Annotated in this window: 10 protein-coding genes; 4 read left to right on the plus strand and 6 right to left on the minus strand. The window is 61.7% G+C overall.

Annotation, left to right across the window (positions count from 1 at the left end; all coding sequences use genetic code 11):
* Window positions 1-4 precede the first annotated feature (4 nt).
* Both AB8B20_RS23365 and AB8B20_RS23370 read right to left on the minus strand, forming a co-directional pair.
* Window positions 5-2,149 (minus strand): methyl-accepting chemotaxis protein, encoded by a 2,145-nt coding sequence (locus tag AB8B20_RS23365; RefSeq protein WP_093761638.1) that lies wholly within the window; start codon window positions 2,147-2,149, stop codon window positions 5-7.
* Between the two features lie 190 nt (window positions 2,150-2,339).
* Window positions 2,340-3,068, minus strand: a complete 729-nt coding sequence (locus AB8B20_RS23370; RefSeq protein ID WP_093761636.1) for an outer membrane protein — start codon at window positions 3,066-3,068, stop codon at window positions 2,340-2,342.
* A gap of 459 nt (window positions 3,069-3,527) precedes the next feature.
* On the opposite strand from AB8B20_RS23370, the gene AB8B20_RS23375 reads away from it, so the two are divergent.
* Entirely contained in the window at window positions 3,528-3,884 is a 357-nt protein-coding gene (locus AB8B20_RS23375; RefSeq protein ID WP_093761634.1) for a hypothetical protein, read from the plus strand.
* A 182-nt stretch (window positions 3,885-4,066) separates the two neighbouring features.
* Here AB8B20_RS23375 and AB8B20_RS23380 read toward each other — a convergent pair whose 3' ends face one another.
* A complete protein-coding gene (locus AB8B20_RS23380) occupies window positions 4,067-5,935 on the minus strand; it encodes a dihydroxy-acid dehydratase domain-containing protein (protein ID WP_439073420.1) in 1,869 nt (622 codons plus the stop codon).
* Between the two features lie 340 nt (window positions 5,936-6,275).
* Here AB8B20_RS23380 and greA point away from each other — a divergent pair, with 340 nt between their 5' ends.
* Window positions 6,276-6,758 (plus strand): transcription elongation factor GreA, encoded by a 483-nt coding sequence (gene greA, locus AB8B20_RS23385; RefSeq protein ID WP_439073419.1) that lies wholly within the window; start codon window positions 6,276-6,278, stop codon window positions 6,756-6,758.
* 82 nt (window positions 6,759-6,840) lie between these two features.
* On the opposite strand, the gene AB8B20_RS23390 is transcribed toward greA, so the two are convergent.
* The gene (locus AB8B20_RS23390; RefSeq protein ID WP_184513068.1) at window positions 6,841-7,899 is read right to left on the minus strand and encodes a ketopantoate reductase family protein; all 1,059 of its coding nucleotides are present in this window, start codon (window positions 7,897-7,899) and stop codon (window positions 6,841-6,843) included.
* Window positions 7,900-8,122: 223 nt separating this feature from the next.
* On the opposite strand from AB8B20_RS23390, the gene AB8B20_RS23395 reads away from it, so the two are divergent.
* The gene (locus tag AB8B20_RS23395) at window positions 8,123-9,112 is read left to right on the plus strand and encodes a Bug family tripartite tricarboxylate transporter substrate binding protein (RefSeq protein WP_439073418.1); all 990 of its coding nucleotides are present in this window, start codon (window positions 8,123-8,125) and stop codon (window positions 9,110-9,112) included.
* A gap of 153 nt (window positions 9,113-9,265) precedes the next feature.
* On the opposite strand, the gene AB8B20_RS23400 is transcribed toward AB8B20_RS23395, so the two are convergent.
* On the minus strand, window positions 9,266-10,180 hold the full coding sequence (locus AB8B20_RS23400; RefSeq protein ID WP_439073417.1) for a 3'-5' exonuclease: 915 nt from the start codon (window positions 10,178-10,180) through the stop codon (window positions 9,266-9,268).
* A gap of 127 nt (window positions 10,181-10,307) precedes the next feature.
* Complete coding sequence (locus tag AB8B20_RS23405) at window positions 10,308-11,870, minus strand: adenylate/guanylate cyclase domain-containing protein (RefSeq protein WP_439073416.1); 1,563 nt, start codon at window positions 11,868-11,870, stop codon at window positions 10,308-10,310.
* Window positions 11,871-12,120: 250 nt separating this feature from the next.
* Here AB8B20_RS23405 and AB8B20_RS23410 point away from each other — a divergent pair, with 250 nt between their 5' ends.
* Complete coding sequence (locus AB8B20_RS23410; protein WP_439073415.1) at window positions 12,121-13,374, plus strand: acetyl-CoA C-acetyltransferase; 1,254 nt, start codon at window positions 12,121-12,123, stop codon at window positions 13,372-13,374.
* The last annotated feature ends 195 nt before the right edge of the window (window positions 13,375-13,569 follow it).

A 13,569-nucleotide genomic window follows, 5' to 3' on the forward strand; every position in this document is an offset into this window, starting at 1 on the left:
GCTCCTATGCCGCGCGGATGCTCGACAGGAATTCGTCGATTTCACCACGAAGAACGTCGGCCTCGCGGCGCAATTCGCCCGAGGCGCCGAGCACGTCGTTGGCAGCCGTGCCGGCCTGCGTCGATGCATCGCTGACGCCGACAATGTTGCTCGACACTTCGCTGGTGCCGCCGGCGGCGTGCTGGATGTTGCGCGCGATCTCGCGTGTTGCCGCACCTTGCTGTTCGACGGCGGTGGCGATGGCGGCACTCACATGATTGATCTCGGCGATGGTCTGCCCGATGTTGCGGATCGCTCCGACGGCGGTGGACGTGACCTGCTGCATCGAGACGATCTGCGTGCGAATCTCGTCGGTGGCCTTTGCGGTCTGATCGGCAAGGCTCTTCACTTCCGAAGCCACCACGGCGAAGCCCCGGCCTGCGTCGCCCGCGCGTGCCGCCTCGATGGTCGCGTTGAGCGCCAGGAGGTTGGTCTGCGACGCGATGGTCTGGATCAGATCGATCACCACACTGATGCGATTGGCGTTGTCGGCCAAGCCCTGCATCGTTACATCGGTTTCGCCGGCCTCGTTGACGGCCTTTGCGGCGATTTCGGTTGACGTGACGACCTGTCGGCTGATCTCGTTGATCGATGACGACAGTTGCTCGGTCCCGGCCGACACCGTCTGGACGTTCACCGAGGTTTCCTCTGCGGCCGACGCGACGGCGCTGACCAGCGCGCTGGAACGATCGGCCGTAGCCGTCATGCTCTGTGCGGTCGATTGCATGGAATCGGCCGAGCTCTGCAGCTTCTCCAAAGCGGTGCGCACCTTGCTCTCGAAGTCGACGATGCGGGCTTCGATGCGCGACGTGCGTTCGCCCTTGGCGATGCGGTCCTGATCCTGCTCCGCGCTGAGCGTGCGGGCGTTGATCATGCTGTCGCGGAACACTTCGAGCGTGCCTGCCATCGCCGCGATTTCGTCCTGCTGGCGGCTGCGGGCGATCTCGGTGTCGAGATCTCCGCTGGACAGCCGCTGCATCGCGCGCTGCAATTGCGCGAGCCGGCGCAGGATGCTGCGGCCGACATAGAGCCAGACGAACAATGCCGATCCGATCAGCGTCAGCGCGCCGAGGCCGAGCATCACCTGCGTCGCCAGCGTGATTGTCGTCTGTGCCTGTGTCGTGGCGGCATCGGTTTCGCTGCGTACCTTGTCGACCAGTTGCTTGACGCTCATGCCGAGGCCGACATTGAGCTTGCGCGTCTCGTCGAGAATGAGTTCGCCATATTCGACGGTGTCCATCTCTTTCTGGCGCACCTTGAAGACGCTGTTTTTGCCGTCGCCGATCGCCAGCAGCTGCAGGGCGGCTTCCTTGAGTTCTTTGGTCCCTTTGATGCCGACGAGGGCATCGAGATTCGATTTGACGCGAGCTTGTGCGGCCTTGAAGTTGTCTTCGATCGGAGAGAGCGCTTCGGACGAGCCGGCCGACAGTGCGGCCATCAGATCGGACGAGATCAGGTTGGTGCTGGCGACGACCTCGCCGACCTGCACGATGACTCGCGCGGCTTCGCCCGAATCTTCGGCCGAGAAGACTGTTGCCCGCAGCGTGTCGTTCATCACGTTCTGGGCGTCGGTGGCGGCTGGCTCCGACATCTTGACGAAGTTTGCTGCAGCGGCGCGCAGGGAGTCGTATTGCTTCTGATGTTGGGCGACGGCGTCGAGACGTTCCTGGGTGGCAGCGCCAAGGCTGCGAATCGTGTCTTCGATGTTCTTGACGGTATCGGCCAGGGCGGCGACCACGGCCTTGTCGGCGCCGAGCTTGGCGATGGTGTCGAGCTTCTCGACTGCAATCTTGTGCGTATCGCGCATGCGCTGCGAGCGTTCCTTCAGAACGTCGGGGCTGCTCGATGCCAGCAGCATCGGGCCCTGGCTGGCAAGGCTCTCGCTGGCGGTGGCCAGTTGAAGGCTGGCGGTCAGTTTCGGAATGTCCCGGCCGTTCAGGTCCGTCATCATGCCGCCGAGCTGACCGAGAATCATGCCGGCACCGGCACTGATCAGGATCGCCATGCCCGCGATAACAGCGAAGGCGGCGAACAGGCTGCCGCGAATGCCCCAACGGGGCCGCGAGAAACGAAACCGTCCGAATTTTCCGATGAACGACGTCAGTGCCATTGATTCCCCCCGCGTCCACCGTCCTGGTGGCGGATCGCGTAGAGAGTATGTAGGTACCGAGTTAATATTCGGGTAAATCGGCAACCTTTGGCTGTCGCGGGGCTTGCGAGGTTACCAAAGGGTAAAACGAAAAAGGCCGGCGTTTCCGCCGGCCTTTCCGTAGTTAAGAGCCTGAAATCAGGCGCGAAGCTCAGTACTTCGCAACAACCGGGCCACCCCAGTTGAAGCGGTAGTTCAGGCCAGCCTTGACGGTGTGCTCGTCGTTCTTGGACGAAGCGCCGCCAACGATGCCCGTTGCGAGAGGCGACAGGTTGGTGCTGCCGAAGTCGTAGTACTGGTACTCGACCTTGCCCGACCAGTTCTGGGTGAACAGGTATTCGAGGCCGGCGCCGACGGTGTAACCGTCATGCTTGGTGCCGCTCGTGAAGGCGACCGGAGCGCCCGCAACGTTGACCAGCGATTCGCTGTAGTCGGAGTAAGCGTAGCCGCCCTTCACGTAGAGCAGTGCCGGACCCCAGGTGTAACCGATGCGACCGGTCACCGAGCCGAGGCCCTTCTGGTTCAGGTTGTAGGTGTTGCCCGAGCCGGCGAACAGCACGTTGGTGTTGTTCGAACCAACCCAGCTGTACTGACCTTCGATACCAACGACCCAGTTCGGAGCGAACTGGTAGTCAGCGCCGATCTGCAGACCGCCGAGGAAACGGCCATCCGAATTGTCGGAGGTGCCGCCGAAGCCGTTCGAACCGTTGAACGCGCCGCCGACGTGACCGCCGATGTAGAAACCGGTCCAGTTGTAGATCGGAGCGGCAACGTAAGCCGGAGCCTTGGTGTAGGGACGAGCAGCCAGATCAGCGGCCATTGCCGGAACCGAGGCGCCCAGGGCGATCAGGGCAACGGTGCCCATCAGGAAGTTCTTCATTTTCTTCTTCTCCAGAAAACCATTTTAGAGCGAGAGCGCGTTCGCTCCGTCTATGGCGTGGACTTAGACAGCTTTTGCGTAAAATGCTGTCACCCATTCGCCACAGCAATCGACAACCCGACACGATCTGGATTGGCGCAACGGCATGCTTATCGACGCCTTAATAAAAGCTGAAAGATGCCTTAATCTACAGAGGTTTGGCGGACCAGCTTACCTGCTCGCGCTAACCCGCAGCAGTTTGGTTTTGCTCTAGATCGATTTATTGTGATCGGCAAGCTACAGCGCTTTATCTGCATCGCCTGCAACCTCCGACATCACGTTTTGGAACGTCTCAAAGCGCTGTGCGAATGCCGGCTGCGTGATGACACCGACCGGTCTGTCATGGGAAACAAAAAACGCGCGACCCGTTAGATGTTTGCGTGGTGCCGGTCGGCGCCTCCGTGAATGGAATCGCGTTGCATGCAGGTTGAGCGGATTTTACGTGAATACGGCCACTTCCTTCGGCCGATGAGTGAGGCGCCACGCGACGGTCAGCGAATCCTTGGCCACTCTGCCCAGGCCGGTGCCCAAGGCGGCCACCTCATTTCCTGCTACTGGGAACTGCACCCTCAAGGTCTGATCGGGCCGAACTGGGTGGAGGAGCGCGATAGCCCCATCGGTTATATCGACCGCTATTTCGATGGCTGGATCAGGCCCCGCGAATTCAGGCTGCTTGATTCGGTCGCCATCAACCGGTTGCTCGTCGCTTACATCGACGATGCGCGCGCCGCCGATAACCGCGAGGCGCTCAAAATGCTTGAAGCGGGAGACGGTTAGAGCATGATCCCAAAAAGTGGATGCCGGTTTTCGCCGACAAACGAGTTCGTTTGTCGAGAGATCATGCTTCCAATAAAGAAAAATGCTCCAGCCGCTTTGGGAAGAGCTGATGGAAGATGACGGGAAATGGCTCAGGCCGGGAGCTTTGCAGCAAACCCGGCCCTGAGCGCCCGTCCGCAGGTCTAGAAAGCCTTGTTGGCTTCCGGACGATGCGTATTTTTCGGCACGAAACCGGAGCGTGTGGCCTCGCGCTGGTTGCGCACCCAGACCTCGCGGTTCGGATGCAGGCCGGCGCCGCGGGTGGCGGGCACGGCGCTGGTGCGGGCGCGATGCAGCAAGCGCGTATCAGCCTCGCCGCAGCTCGGATGGATGCCGCCATTGTCCGCAACCACCTTTTCCCATGCCGCCTTGCGCTTGGCATAGATGGCGGGGTCCTGCAGCTGCGTGCAGTTGAGTTCGTTGAGATTGAGATCGGCGATGATCTCGTCGCCGTCCTCGATCAGTCCGATGGCACCACCCAGTGCGGCTTCCGGGCCGACATGGCCGATGACGAGGCCCACCGAGCCGCCGGAGAAGCGCGCATCGGTCATGAGACCCACGACGATGTTGCGCTCGCGGCATAGGGTGGTGATACGCGAGGTCGGGTCGAGCATTTCCGGCATGCCGGGCGCACCCACGGGGCCGTCGTAGCGCACGATGACCATGTCGTGGTTCTGGAATTTTTCCGGATGCTGGTCGAGCGCCTGCAGCAGGCCGCGCTCGCCTTCGAACACGCGCGCGGTGCCGCGGAAGCGATTGTCCTCGAGCCCGCCTTCGACGCCGGCGAGCTTGAGAATGGCGGAAAATTCCGGCGACAGGTTGCCGCCGAGCACGCGCAACCCGCCGGTCGGCTTGTAGGGCTTCGCGACAGTATAGACGACACGGCCGTCGGCCGGCTTGGTCTCGAGGCGTTTGATCTGCTCGGCCAGCGTTTCGCCGGTGCAGGTCAGCACGTCGCCATTGATCAGGCCGGCATCCATCAGCTCGCGCACGATCACCTGCACGCCGCCGACCGCATCGATATCGACCATCGAATATTTGCCATAGGGCCGGGCGTCGGTGAGGACCGGCACGATATATTGCGAAAGGTAGTTGAACTCCGCCGGCGTCATGACTTCTTTCCAGAAATCCGCAAAGCCTGCGGCGCGCGCGATTTCCGGCGCATGCAGCGTCACATTGGTCGAGCCACCGATCGCCAGCGACACGATCATCGCGTTGCGGATCGAGTCGCGGCTGACGATGTCGCGCGGCTTGATGCCCTTGGCGATCATGTTGGCGAGATAGCTGACGAGCTGCTCCGGGAATTCCTTCAGGCGGCGCGGATCGTCCGACGGCGGCGCCACCATGTGCAGCGGCTGCATGCCGACCACGCCGATGAAGGTCTGCATGGTGTTGTAGGTGAAGATGCCGCCGCAGCTACCATAGCCTGGGCAGGCATGACAGGCGATGCGGTGGCGATATTCGGCGTCGGGATTGCCGGCGACCTGATAGGCGCTGACGATGTCGAGCTTCTCGCCCGTCTCCGGATCGGTGCCGGGATGGATCGCGCCGTCCGACATGATGATCGACGGCTCGTTATGTTCGAGCAGCGCGGCCAGCGCGCCGACCGGCGGCTTGTCGCAGGCGACCACGGCGATGGTGCCGAGCAGGCCGGTGGCACTCAGATGCTCCGACAGCGCGTCGTTGGTCACTTCGCGGCCGATCAGCGAATAGCGCATTTCGCGCGTGCCGTTGCGGATGCCGTCCGAGGTCGCAATGGTGTATTCCGGCTGCACGAGGCGATAGGGCAACTGGCCTTCGCCGCGACCGATGCGCTTCTTCAGGCTCTCATGGATCGCGTCCACTTTGGACATCACGCCCATATAGCACTGGCTGTCGCCCTTGGTGCCCACCACGCCCACCGACGGCTCATGAATGAGCGTCTCGTCCGTGCCGAGTATGCGCGCAATGCCGATGGTCTGCGCGGAGCGGCCGGGATGGTTGTCGATGGTGACGACGGGCGACTTGGACACGACGAATTCCTTCCTGACGGCGTTCTTGATCTGCGAGGCTTGAATGCACCGCCGCCGGCGCTCGGCATTGGCGCATGTCAGACCCTGCGGTCAGGGCAGGGTCCGTCCACGATCCAATTTAGGATCGGTCTAGCCAGTGCATAACCCCCGAAGATCGCAAACACAATCGGATTGCCCCTCCGCTGGAACAGGGCTGCCTTGTCGCCGTCCGGTGCCGCAAAGCAGCAAAATTCCGGGTGCCATTTACGCGATCAGGCTATTTCTGCATGGTTTTGACAAACCAATGGGGTAATCGCTTCCTGCGCCGTCACAGCGGATCGCGTCGATACGGAGTTCGAGATTGAGCGTTGCCTTCACCAAGGAAGAAAGTGCCGAAACGGCTGCAGAAACCCAGCTGCCCGATCGCCCTATTTCGCCTCATCCGAACCTTGTGACGGAGGCAGGTTTACAGGCGCTGGAGACGCAGCTTCAGCAGGCCCGCGAGGCCCATGACGCTGCAAGCGCGATCGACGACGTGAACGAGCGACGGCGTCAGGCTGCGATCCCGCTGCGGGACATGCGCTATTTCGCAGCCCGCGTCCGCACGGCCCAGCTCGTTCCAGCCCCGACATCGACGGACACGGTAGCTTTTGGTAGCACGGTGACCTTCTCCCGCAACGACGGACGCGTGCAGACCTATCGGATCGTGGGCGAGGACGAAGCGGATCCCAAGGCCGGTTCGATTTCCTTCGTCTCCCCGGTGGCGAAATCGCTCATGGGCAAAGCTGTCGGCGACATCGTCGGCGCAGGCCCTCAGGAACTCGAGATCATATCGATCAAATAGAGGACGCCGTCGCGGCGGTGGCTTCGCGTCTGATGTCAGTCGCGAAGCCGGTATTCAATCGCAGCACCGTCACGCCAGCGCGTCAGATTCCCGCGCTGGACTCCAGCCGCTCGTTGAGCTTCTGATCGACGACTTCGACCGTGCGGTCGATATTTGCATTGGTCATGCCGAGCTGATGCGAGATCAGTTTCACCAGAAGATCGACCCGCTCGATAAACGGCGCTCCGGCAGCGACTGCACGGGCGGCCGATGACGGCTTGAGCAGGCTCTCGGCTGCCTTGGCGTATTTGGCGAACGGGACCTGATCTTCGGGATCAGCGCCGAGGCGCCGCGCAACGGCATCGACATGCTCGTAGATCGACTGCGATACCTTGAGATCGCCGTGAACGGCCTCGCGGATCGACTGCGGCTCTTCGGGCGTGATGCAGCGATAGTTGCCGGTCAGGAGCATCGACCATTTCGCCAGCGGCACGAACAGCGAGTCGAATACTTTCAGCTTCACCGGCACGTCCTGGCCGTCGAGCTTCACAGCGTCGATGTCGGCTTCGAGTTCGCGCAGCAGCTTGTTGTGAGCCGGATCGGCAAAGGCCGATGCCTTGAAATTCGTCGGCAGGCCGACGTGAAGCACATTCGCTGCTTCTTCCGGCGGCCGGAAGGCCTGCGGATCGGGCGAGCACAGCGTGACCAATCCGGGGTCGAAGCGCTCCCACACCTGGGCATTGGTATAGGCCTCTTCGAGTTTCATGTCGGCCAGCCCCGGAATGCGCTTGAGATAGGGCAGCGGCGGCATGTTCATGATCGACAGGCAAGGTAGCTTCGCCGCGGCGATCTTGATCATCAGCACGCGGATCGTGTGGTTGGTATATTGCGGCTCCTGCATCGCAAGACCGACCAGATCGTAGCGCGACAGGTCGACCTGATCCGGCGAGGTCGCATCCAGTTTGCCCGGCAGGTCGCGTGAGAAGATGGCGCGGTGGGTCGGTTCGTCGCGCAGTTTGATGCGCACTTCAGTACCATCGCGATTGATGAGTTCGGCGGTCTTCTTCCGGCACACGAGGGTCACGTTATGACCGGCCATCAAGAGCTTCGTAGCCAGCAACGAGCCGTAGGAAGCTCCGAGAATCAGAATATTCCGCGCCATGGTGTTTCGTCCCTCACGTGATGTGTGCGCCAGATCCGAGCGGTCCGGCATTTTTAGTTTGCGCGGACACTACTGCACCGCTGCGTTTCGATCCAGATGGCGTGAGCCGATAGGTGCAGAGCTGGAAGCGATTTGCTTTTCCAATGCGCCAATCTGTCCCGCCTATCGTCGTGGCGAATGAGGGAGCGATCGGGTACCGTCATAAAAAACAACGGAGGGAAACATGTCTGCGATCATCAATCGTCGTCACTTCATTGCTGCCGGGTCGGCAGCTGCCGCCATGCCGTTCGTCGCGCGCGGTGCTTCGGCGCAAGCCGCCTGGCCATCGCGGCAGATCCGCATGATCTGCAGTTATCCAGCCGGCGGGCAGACCGATCTACTCGCGCGCGCCTTCGGCGAATACATTTCCAAACAGGCCGGACAGACTGTCGTCATCGAAAACAAGGCCGGCGCATCCGGCGCCATTGGCACAGCGGAAGTCGCGCGCGCCGAGCCAGACGGTCACACGATTCTCTGCTCCATCTCGACCACCTATGTGATGAACCGGGTGATGCTCAAGACGCCCGGCTACGATATGGACAAGGACCTGACACTGGTCAGCGTCATTCCCGGCGCCGGATTGCCGCTGGTCGCCAGTCCGAAATCCGGCGTCAAGACGCTGGAGGACTTCGTCGCCTTCGCGCGCAAGAACGACAAGGTGAATTTCGGCACCTATAGCGTCGGCTCGGCCCCGCACATGACGATCAACGAACTCAACAAGCAGTATGGCCTCAAGATCGAGCCGATCCATTATCGCGGCGAAGCGCCGATGTGGACGGGACTGGCGGAAGGCTCGATCGATTTTGCGATGGGCAGCTACACGGCATCACAAAGTGTGCTGCAGAGCGACCGCGGCGTGCCATTCGCAGTGCATTCGAAGAAGGTCGACGCCATCCCCAATGTGAAGACGCTGCCTGAACAGGGGGCGACGTCGAAGTTCTTCACGGTGAGTGGCTTCACGGGCTGGGCTGTGCCCAAGGCAACGCCGCAGCCGATCGTCGATCGGTTGTCGCAGCTTTGCGTCGCCGCCAACAGCGATCCGAAAGTGAAGGAAGTGCTGAAGACCTTCGTGCTCGAACCGGCGCTCGGCTTCAAGGAGACCAATGCGCTGTATCAGAAGGAGTTGCCGGTCTGGATCGAGGCGGCACAGGCGCTCGGTTTGCAGCCGGTCTGACCGCCGGCTGGATTGAATTAACGTCCGTCATTGCGAGGAGCGAAGCGACGCGGCAATCCAGTTCTTGTCTTCAAGAAGAAAAAGACTGGATTGCTTCGTCGCAAGAGCTCCTGGCAATGACGGCGCGAATATCTAGCCTTTTCTCTAGATGTTCTACGCTCGCACCGAAAACCGGCTCATCGCGCTGAGCGCCTGCACGCGTGGCTCGACGTCGCGCATGTAGATCGTCTTGCGCAGGAATTCGATTTCGCTCGCTTCCTTGCTTTCTTCGACATCGATGTACCAGGACTTCGGCCGGCCGTCGGAGCCGTCGCTCCAGCGATAGCCGCGCCGCTTCAGCTCGTCCTTGAGATCGAAGGGCGACTGCTCTGCCCAGACCCGCATCGTTTTCTTCCGGGCGCGTTCCAGAAGAACCGCCAGTGCCGGCGTACCGAGATCGGGCAATTCGAACGCGAGAATCTCGAGCAGCGCATGACAGTCGTCGATCGCCCGGTGCGCCTGATGAAAGAACCCTGCGCCGGCGAGCAGATAGCCCAGCCGCGAGCCATCGAAACCATGTTTGCGCCAGTCGACTTCAGTAGCCGAACAGCCCCAGGCCTTGTGCTGGAACACCGGCCAATAGCGCTCGGAAAACTTGCGGTCGAAGCCCGCATTGTGCGCGATGACGATGACGGCGTCGTCGGCGAAAGCGGCGACGGCATCAGGATCGATGCGGTGTCCCGCGACGATCTCATCCGTAATGCCGGTGAGCTCGGTGATCTCCGGCGGGATCGGCCGCGACGGCTCGTTGAATGCGGTGAAAACATCCGCCACGCGCGTAATGCTGCCGTCCGGCAGATAGTCGAACTTGATCATCGCAAGTTCGATGACTTCGTCGCGCACCTGATCGAGGCCCGTGGTCTCGACGTCAAGGAGAATGCCGGAGCGGGTCGGCTGGCCATTGGCCGGCGCGAATTCGGTGCGCGGGATCAGCCGGCGGAGCACGCGGTAGTCGGTCGATCTGGCGAGCGTGTCCGCCATGGCGGCAAGGCTGGGATCGTCCTGCAGGCTAAGATCATCTTGGAGCATCTGATTCCGGGCAGTTCTTCAGGCGCAGCGTCGTTCAGCAATGACTATGGTGTTCGCTGAATCGGGGCAACCTGCCTGCCGGCGATAGACACAGCTGTGTGGCGCTGGGGCGTTGATTCGGCGCCGATTATACCTTGCGATCCAGCGAGGCGAGCGCCTCGTTCAGCACGGAACGCAGGCGGTCGGCGTCGGCCGGCCGCACGGCGGAAGGGTCCAGATAGAAATCGAGGCCGGGCATGCGTTCAACGACGATATCGGTTTGTACCGGCCTGTCGTCGATGATGCTGTCCACCGCATAGGGCACGACCTCGCGGCTGATGCCCTTCATGGTGATCGGCGGCAGCGGATGCGAGGTGATGATGTCGCTCACCAGCGCGAACGTCTCATAGCTGATGGCGATGCCACCAGGTTCTGCGATCGACTGCAGGCGTGCCGCGAGGTTCGCCTCGGCCCCGATGATCGTATAGTCCATGCGATCGACGCTGCCGAAATTGCCGACATTGCAATAGCCGGAATTGATGCCGATGCGGGCCTTGAACGGCTCCTCGATGCCTTCGGTGCGCCACTTCGCATTCAACTCGATCAGCCTGCGCTGCATCCGCCACGCCATGCGCAGGCAGTCCTGAGCATCCTGCCGGTCGCCCTTGGTTTCAGGGTCGCCGAAGAAGATCAGCATCGCGTCGCCGATGAATTTGTCGATGGTGCCGCCATATTCGTGGGCGATGGCCGACATCTCCGTGAAATACTCGTTGAGCAGATGGGTGATCAGTTCGGGCTGCAGCCGCTCGGTGGTCGCCGTGAAATTCTGGATGTCGGAGAAGAAGATCGTCAGCTTCTTGCGCTCGGTATGGATGGTGACGTCCTTCTGGCCGCTGAAGATGCTCTTGTAGACCTGGGGCGAGATGTAGCGGGAGATCTTCATGGAGAGCGCGGCGAGGAAATCGTTGTTGGCTTCCAGCTCATGGTTCATGCCGGCAATGCGCTGCGACTGGCGGCGCTGCAAAGCCAGGAACGAGACGCCGCTGACGGCCGCCAGCGCGAAATAGGCGAGCAGAAACTTGAACGAGAACAGATTGGCCGCGATCGGTTGCGTGATAATGACTTCCTGGATGCCGCGGACGTCGCCGACCTTCCAGTCCTTCTTTGGGCTTTCCGGGTGGGTGTTGTGGCAACTGACGCAGGCCGGGCCCATCAGGACGGGTGCCACGATGCGGACGGTGTCGCTGAACAGCGACGCCCTGGTGTCGATGATCTTCTGCTCGGAATTGTCGCGCAGGCTGCGCAGCGATGTCTTTTCGAAATCGTCGAGCTGGTGCGGCGCGCGGTTCTGGAACGGATAATCCGACACGAAGCGGTAGTTGATATTCTCCTGCTGCGCCCCGATCACCCGGCCGAGTTCGAGGGACAGCGTCGCCGGGATCGGGATCGCGCCGGGCACGCTTTCATAATTGTGAACCACCTGCGTGGTGCCCTGATGGGCCAGCACGCGCCCGACCACATTGGTTGCGTAATAACCACGCACGCTGGTGATCACGGAGTTCAGGTCGTTGGCCTGCCGGCGCAAGGCGGCGTCAACCAGATTGGTCAGATCCAGCCACACGGCGACCGGGAGGAGCAGCAGCAGAGCGGCGACGGCGAGGCCGGGCGCAAATACGCGCGAGCGTCGGCGGGTGACATCAGGCTGATCCATGAAGATAGGTTCCTGGATTTCTGGCTGTTGAGCGCAATGAGCGTGCAGCGGCGCGGCCGCCTCCGTCTCATAGCGCCGGTATGGTTATAATATCGTGCCTGGGTTGTGCCAATTTTCTAGTAGTGGATGAAATTGCACCGACGCCCGCCAATTTTGGCAGACGTGCATGCCGCCTGCGCACCTTGACTTCACGGGTCGCTTGGCCAATCTCGCGGTCAGAAAAACACTTCAAAACTCTTGGGAGAAGATCATGGCCGACGCCTATATTATCGACGCAGTCCGCACGCCCCGTGGCATCGGCAAAGTGGGCAAGGGCAAGCTCGCCGAACAGCATCCACAGCATCTCGCCGCCACCGTGCTCAAGGCGATTGCTGAGCGCAACAAACTCAACACCGCCGACGTCGATGACGTGATCTGGTCGACCTCGACCCAGCGCGGCAAGCAGGGCGGCGATCTCGGCCGCATGGCTGCGCTCGATGCCGGCTATGACATCAAGGCGTCCGGCACGACGCTGGATCGCTTCTGCGGTGGTGGCATCACCGCGGTAAATTTCGCGGCGGCGCAGATCATGTCGGGCATGGAAGACGTCGTCATCGCCGGCGGCACCGAGATGATGTCGCTGACCGGTGCGATGGCCGCCGAAGATATGGCCGCCGGCAAGGCGCCGCTCGGCATGGGCTCGGGCAATAAGCGGCTCGCCAAGGTGCATCCGCAGTCGCATCAGGGTATCTGCGGTGACGCCATCGCCTCGATGGAGGGCATCAGCCGCGAGGCGCTCGATGCGCTCGGGCTGGAAAGCCAGCGCCGCGCAGCCGTCGCCATCAAGGAAGGCCGTTTCGACAAGAGCATCGTCCCGGTCAAGGATGACGAGGGCAATATCGTGCTCGCCAAGGACGAATATCCACGTCCGGAAACCACTGCCGAAGGTCTCGCCGGTCTGAAGCCGGCTTTCGCCGCGATGGCCGATCATCCGCTGGATGAAAGCGGCATGACCTTCCGCAAGCAGATCAACCAGAAATATCCGGATCTCAAGATCGAGCATTTCCATCACGCCGGCAATTCATCGGGCGTGGTCGATGGTGCCGCAGCCTTGCTGCTGACCTCGAAATCCTATGCGGACAAGCATGGCCTGAAGCCACGCGCGCGCATCGTGGCCATGGCCAATATCGGCGACGATCCGACCCTGATGCTGAATGCGCCGGTGCCGGCTGCGAAGAAGGTGCTGGCAAAGGCCGGTCTCAAGAAGGAAGACATCGATCTGTGGGAGATCAATGAAGCCTTCGCCGTGGTCGCCGAGAAGTTCATCCGCGATCTCGATCTCGATCGCAGCAAGGTCAACGTCAATGGCGGCTCGATCGCGCTCGGTCATCCGATCGGCGCCACCGGCGCGATCCTGATCGGCACGATCCTCGACGAACTTGAGCGCCGCAACCTGAAGCGCGGCCTGGTCACCATGTGCGCCGCTGGCGGCATGGCACCGGCGATCATCATCGAACGCGTGTAAGCTCTAAACTCTCCAGCCTTAACCTCTCCCCGCTCTGCGCGGGGAGAGGTCGCCGCGTCTTCGCGGCGGGTGAGGGGCCCTCACTGGAACTGCCGCATACTCGCGCTCTCGGGTCGAGAATTCTTCGATCCGAGAATCCGTGCGTGATGAATCGCCGTGCCTCGCCCCTCACCCCAACCCTCTCCCCGCAAAAGG

It is taken from the genome of Tardiphaga sp. 866_E4_N1_4 (genome assembly GCF_052076075.1).
GTDB classification, from domain to species: domain Bacteria; phylum Pseudomonadota; class Alphaproteobacteria; order Rhizobiales; family Xanthobacteraceae; genus Tardiphaga; species Tardiphaga robiniae.

Coding starts and splice junctions, on each gene's coding strand:
- AB8B20_RS23365 (WP_093761638.1), bottom strand. CDS start 2,149: ATGGCACTGACGTCGTTCATCGGAAAATTCGGACGGTTTCGTTTCTCG.
- AB8B20_RS23370 (WP_093761636.1), bottom strand. CDS start 3,068: ATGAAGAACTTCCTGATGGGCACCGTTGCCCTGATCGCCCTGGGCGCC.
- AB8B20_RS23375 (WP_093761634.1), top strand. CDS start 3,528: ATGCAGGTTGAGCGGATTTTACGTGAATACGGCCACTTCCTTCGGCCG.
- AB8B20_RS23390 (WP_184513068.1), bottom strand. CDS start 7,899: ATGGCGCGGAATATTCTGATTCTCGGAGCTTCCTACGGCTCGTTGCTG.
- AB8B20_RS23395 (WP_439073418.1), top strand. CDS start 8,123: ATGTCTGCGATCATCAATCGTCGTCACTTCATTGCTGCCGGGTCGGCA.
- AB8B20_RS23400 (WP_439073417.1), bottom strand. CDS start 10,180: ATGCTCCAAGATGATCTTAGCCTGCAGGACGATCCCAGCCTTGCCGCC.
- AB8B20_RS23405 (WP_439073416.1), bottom strand. CDS start 11,870: ATGGATCAGCCTGATGTCACCCGCCGACGCTCGCGCGTATTTGCGCCC.
- AB8B20_RS23410 (WP_439073415.1), top strand. CDS start 12,121: ATGGCCGACGCCTATATTATCGACGCAGTCCGCACGCCCCGTGGCATC.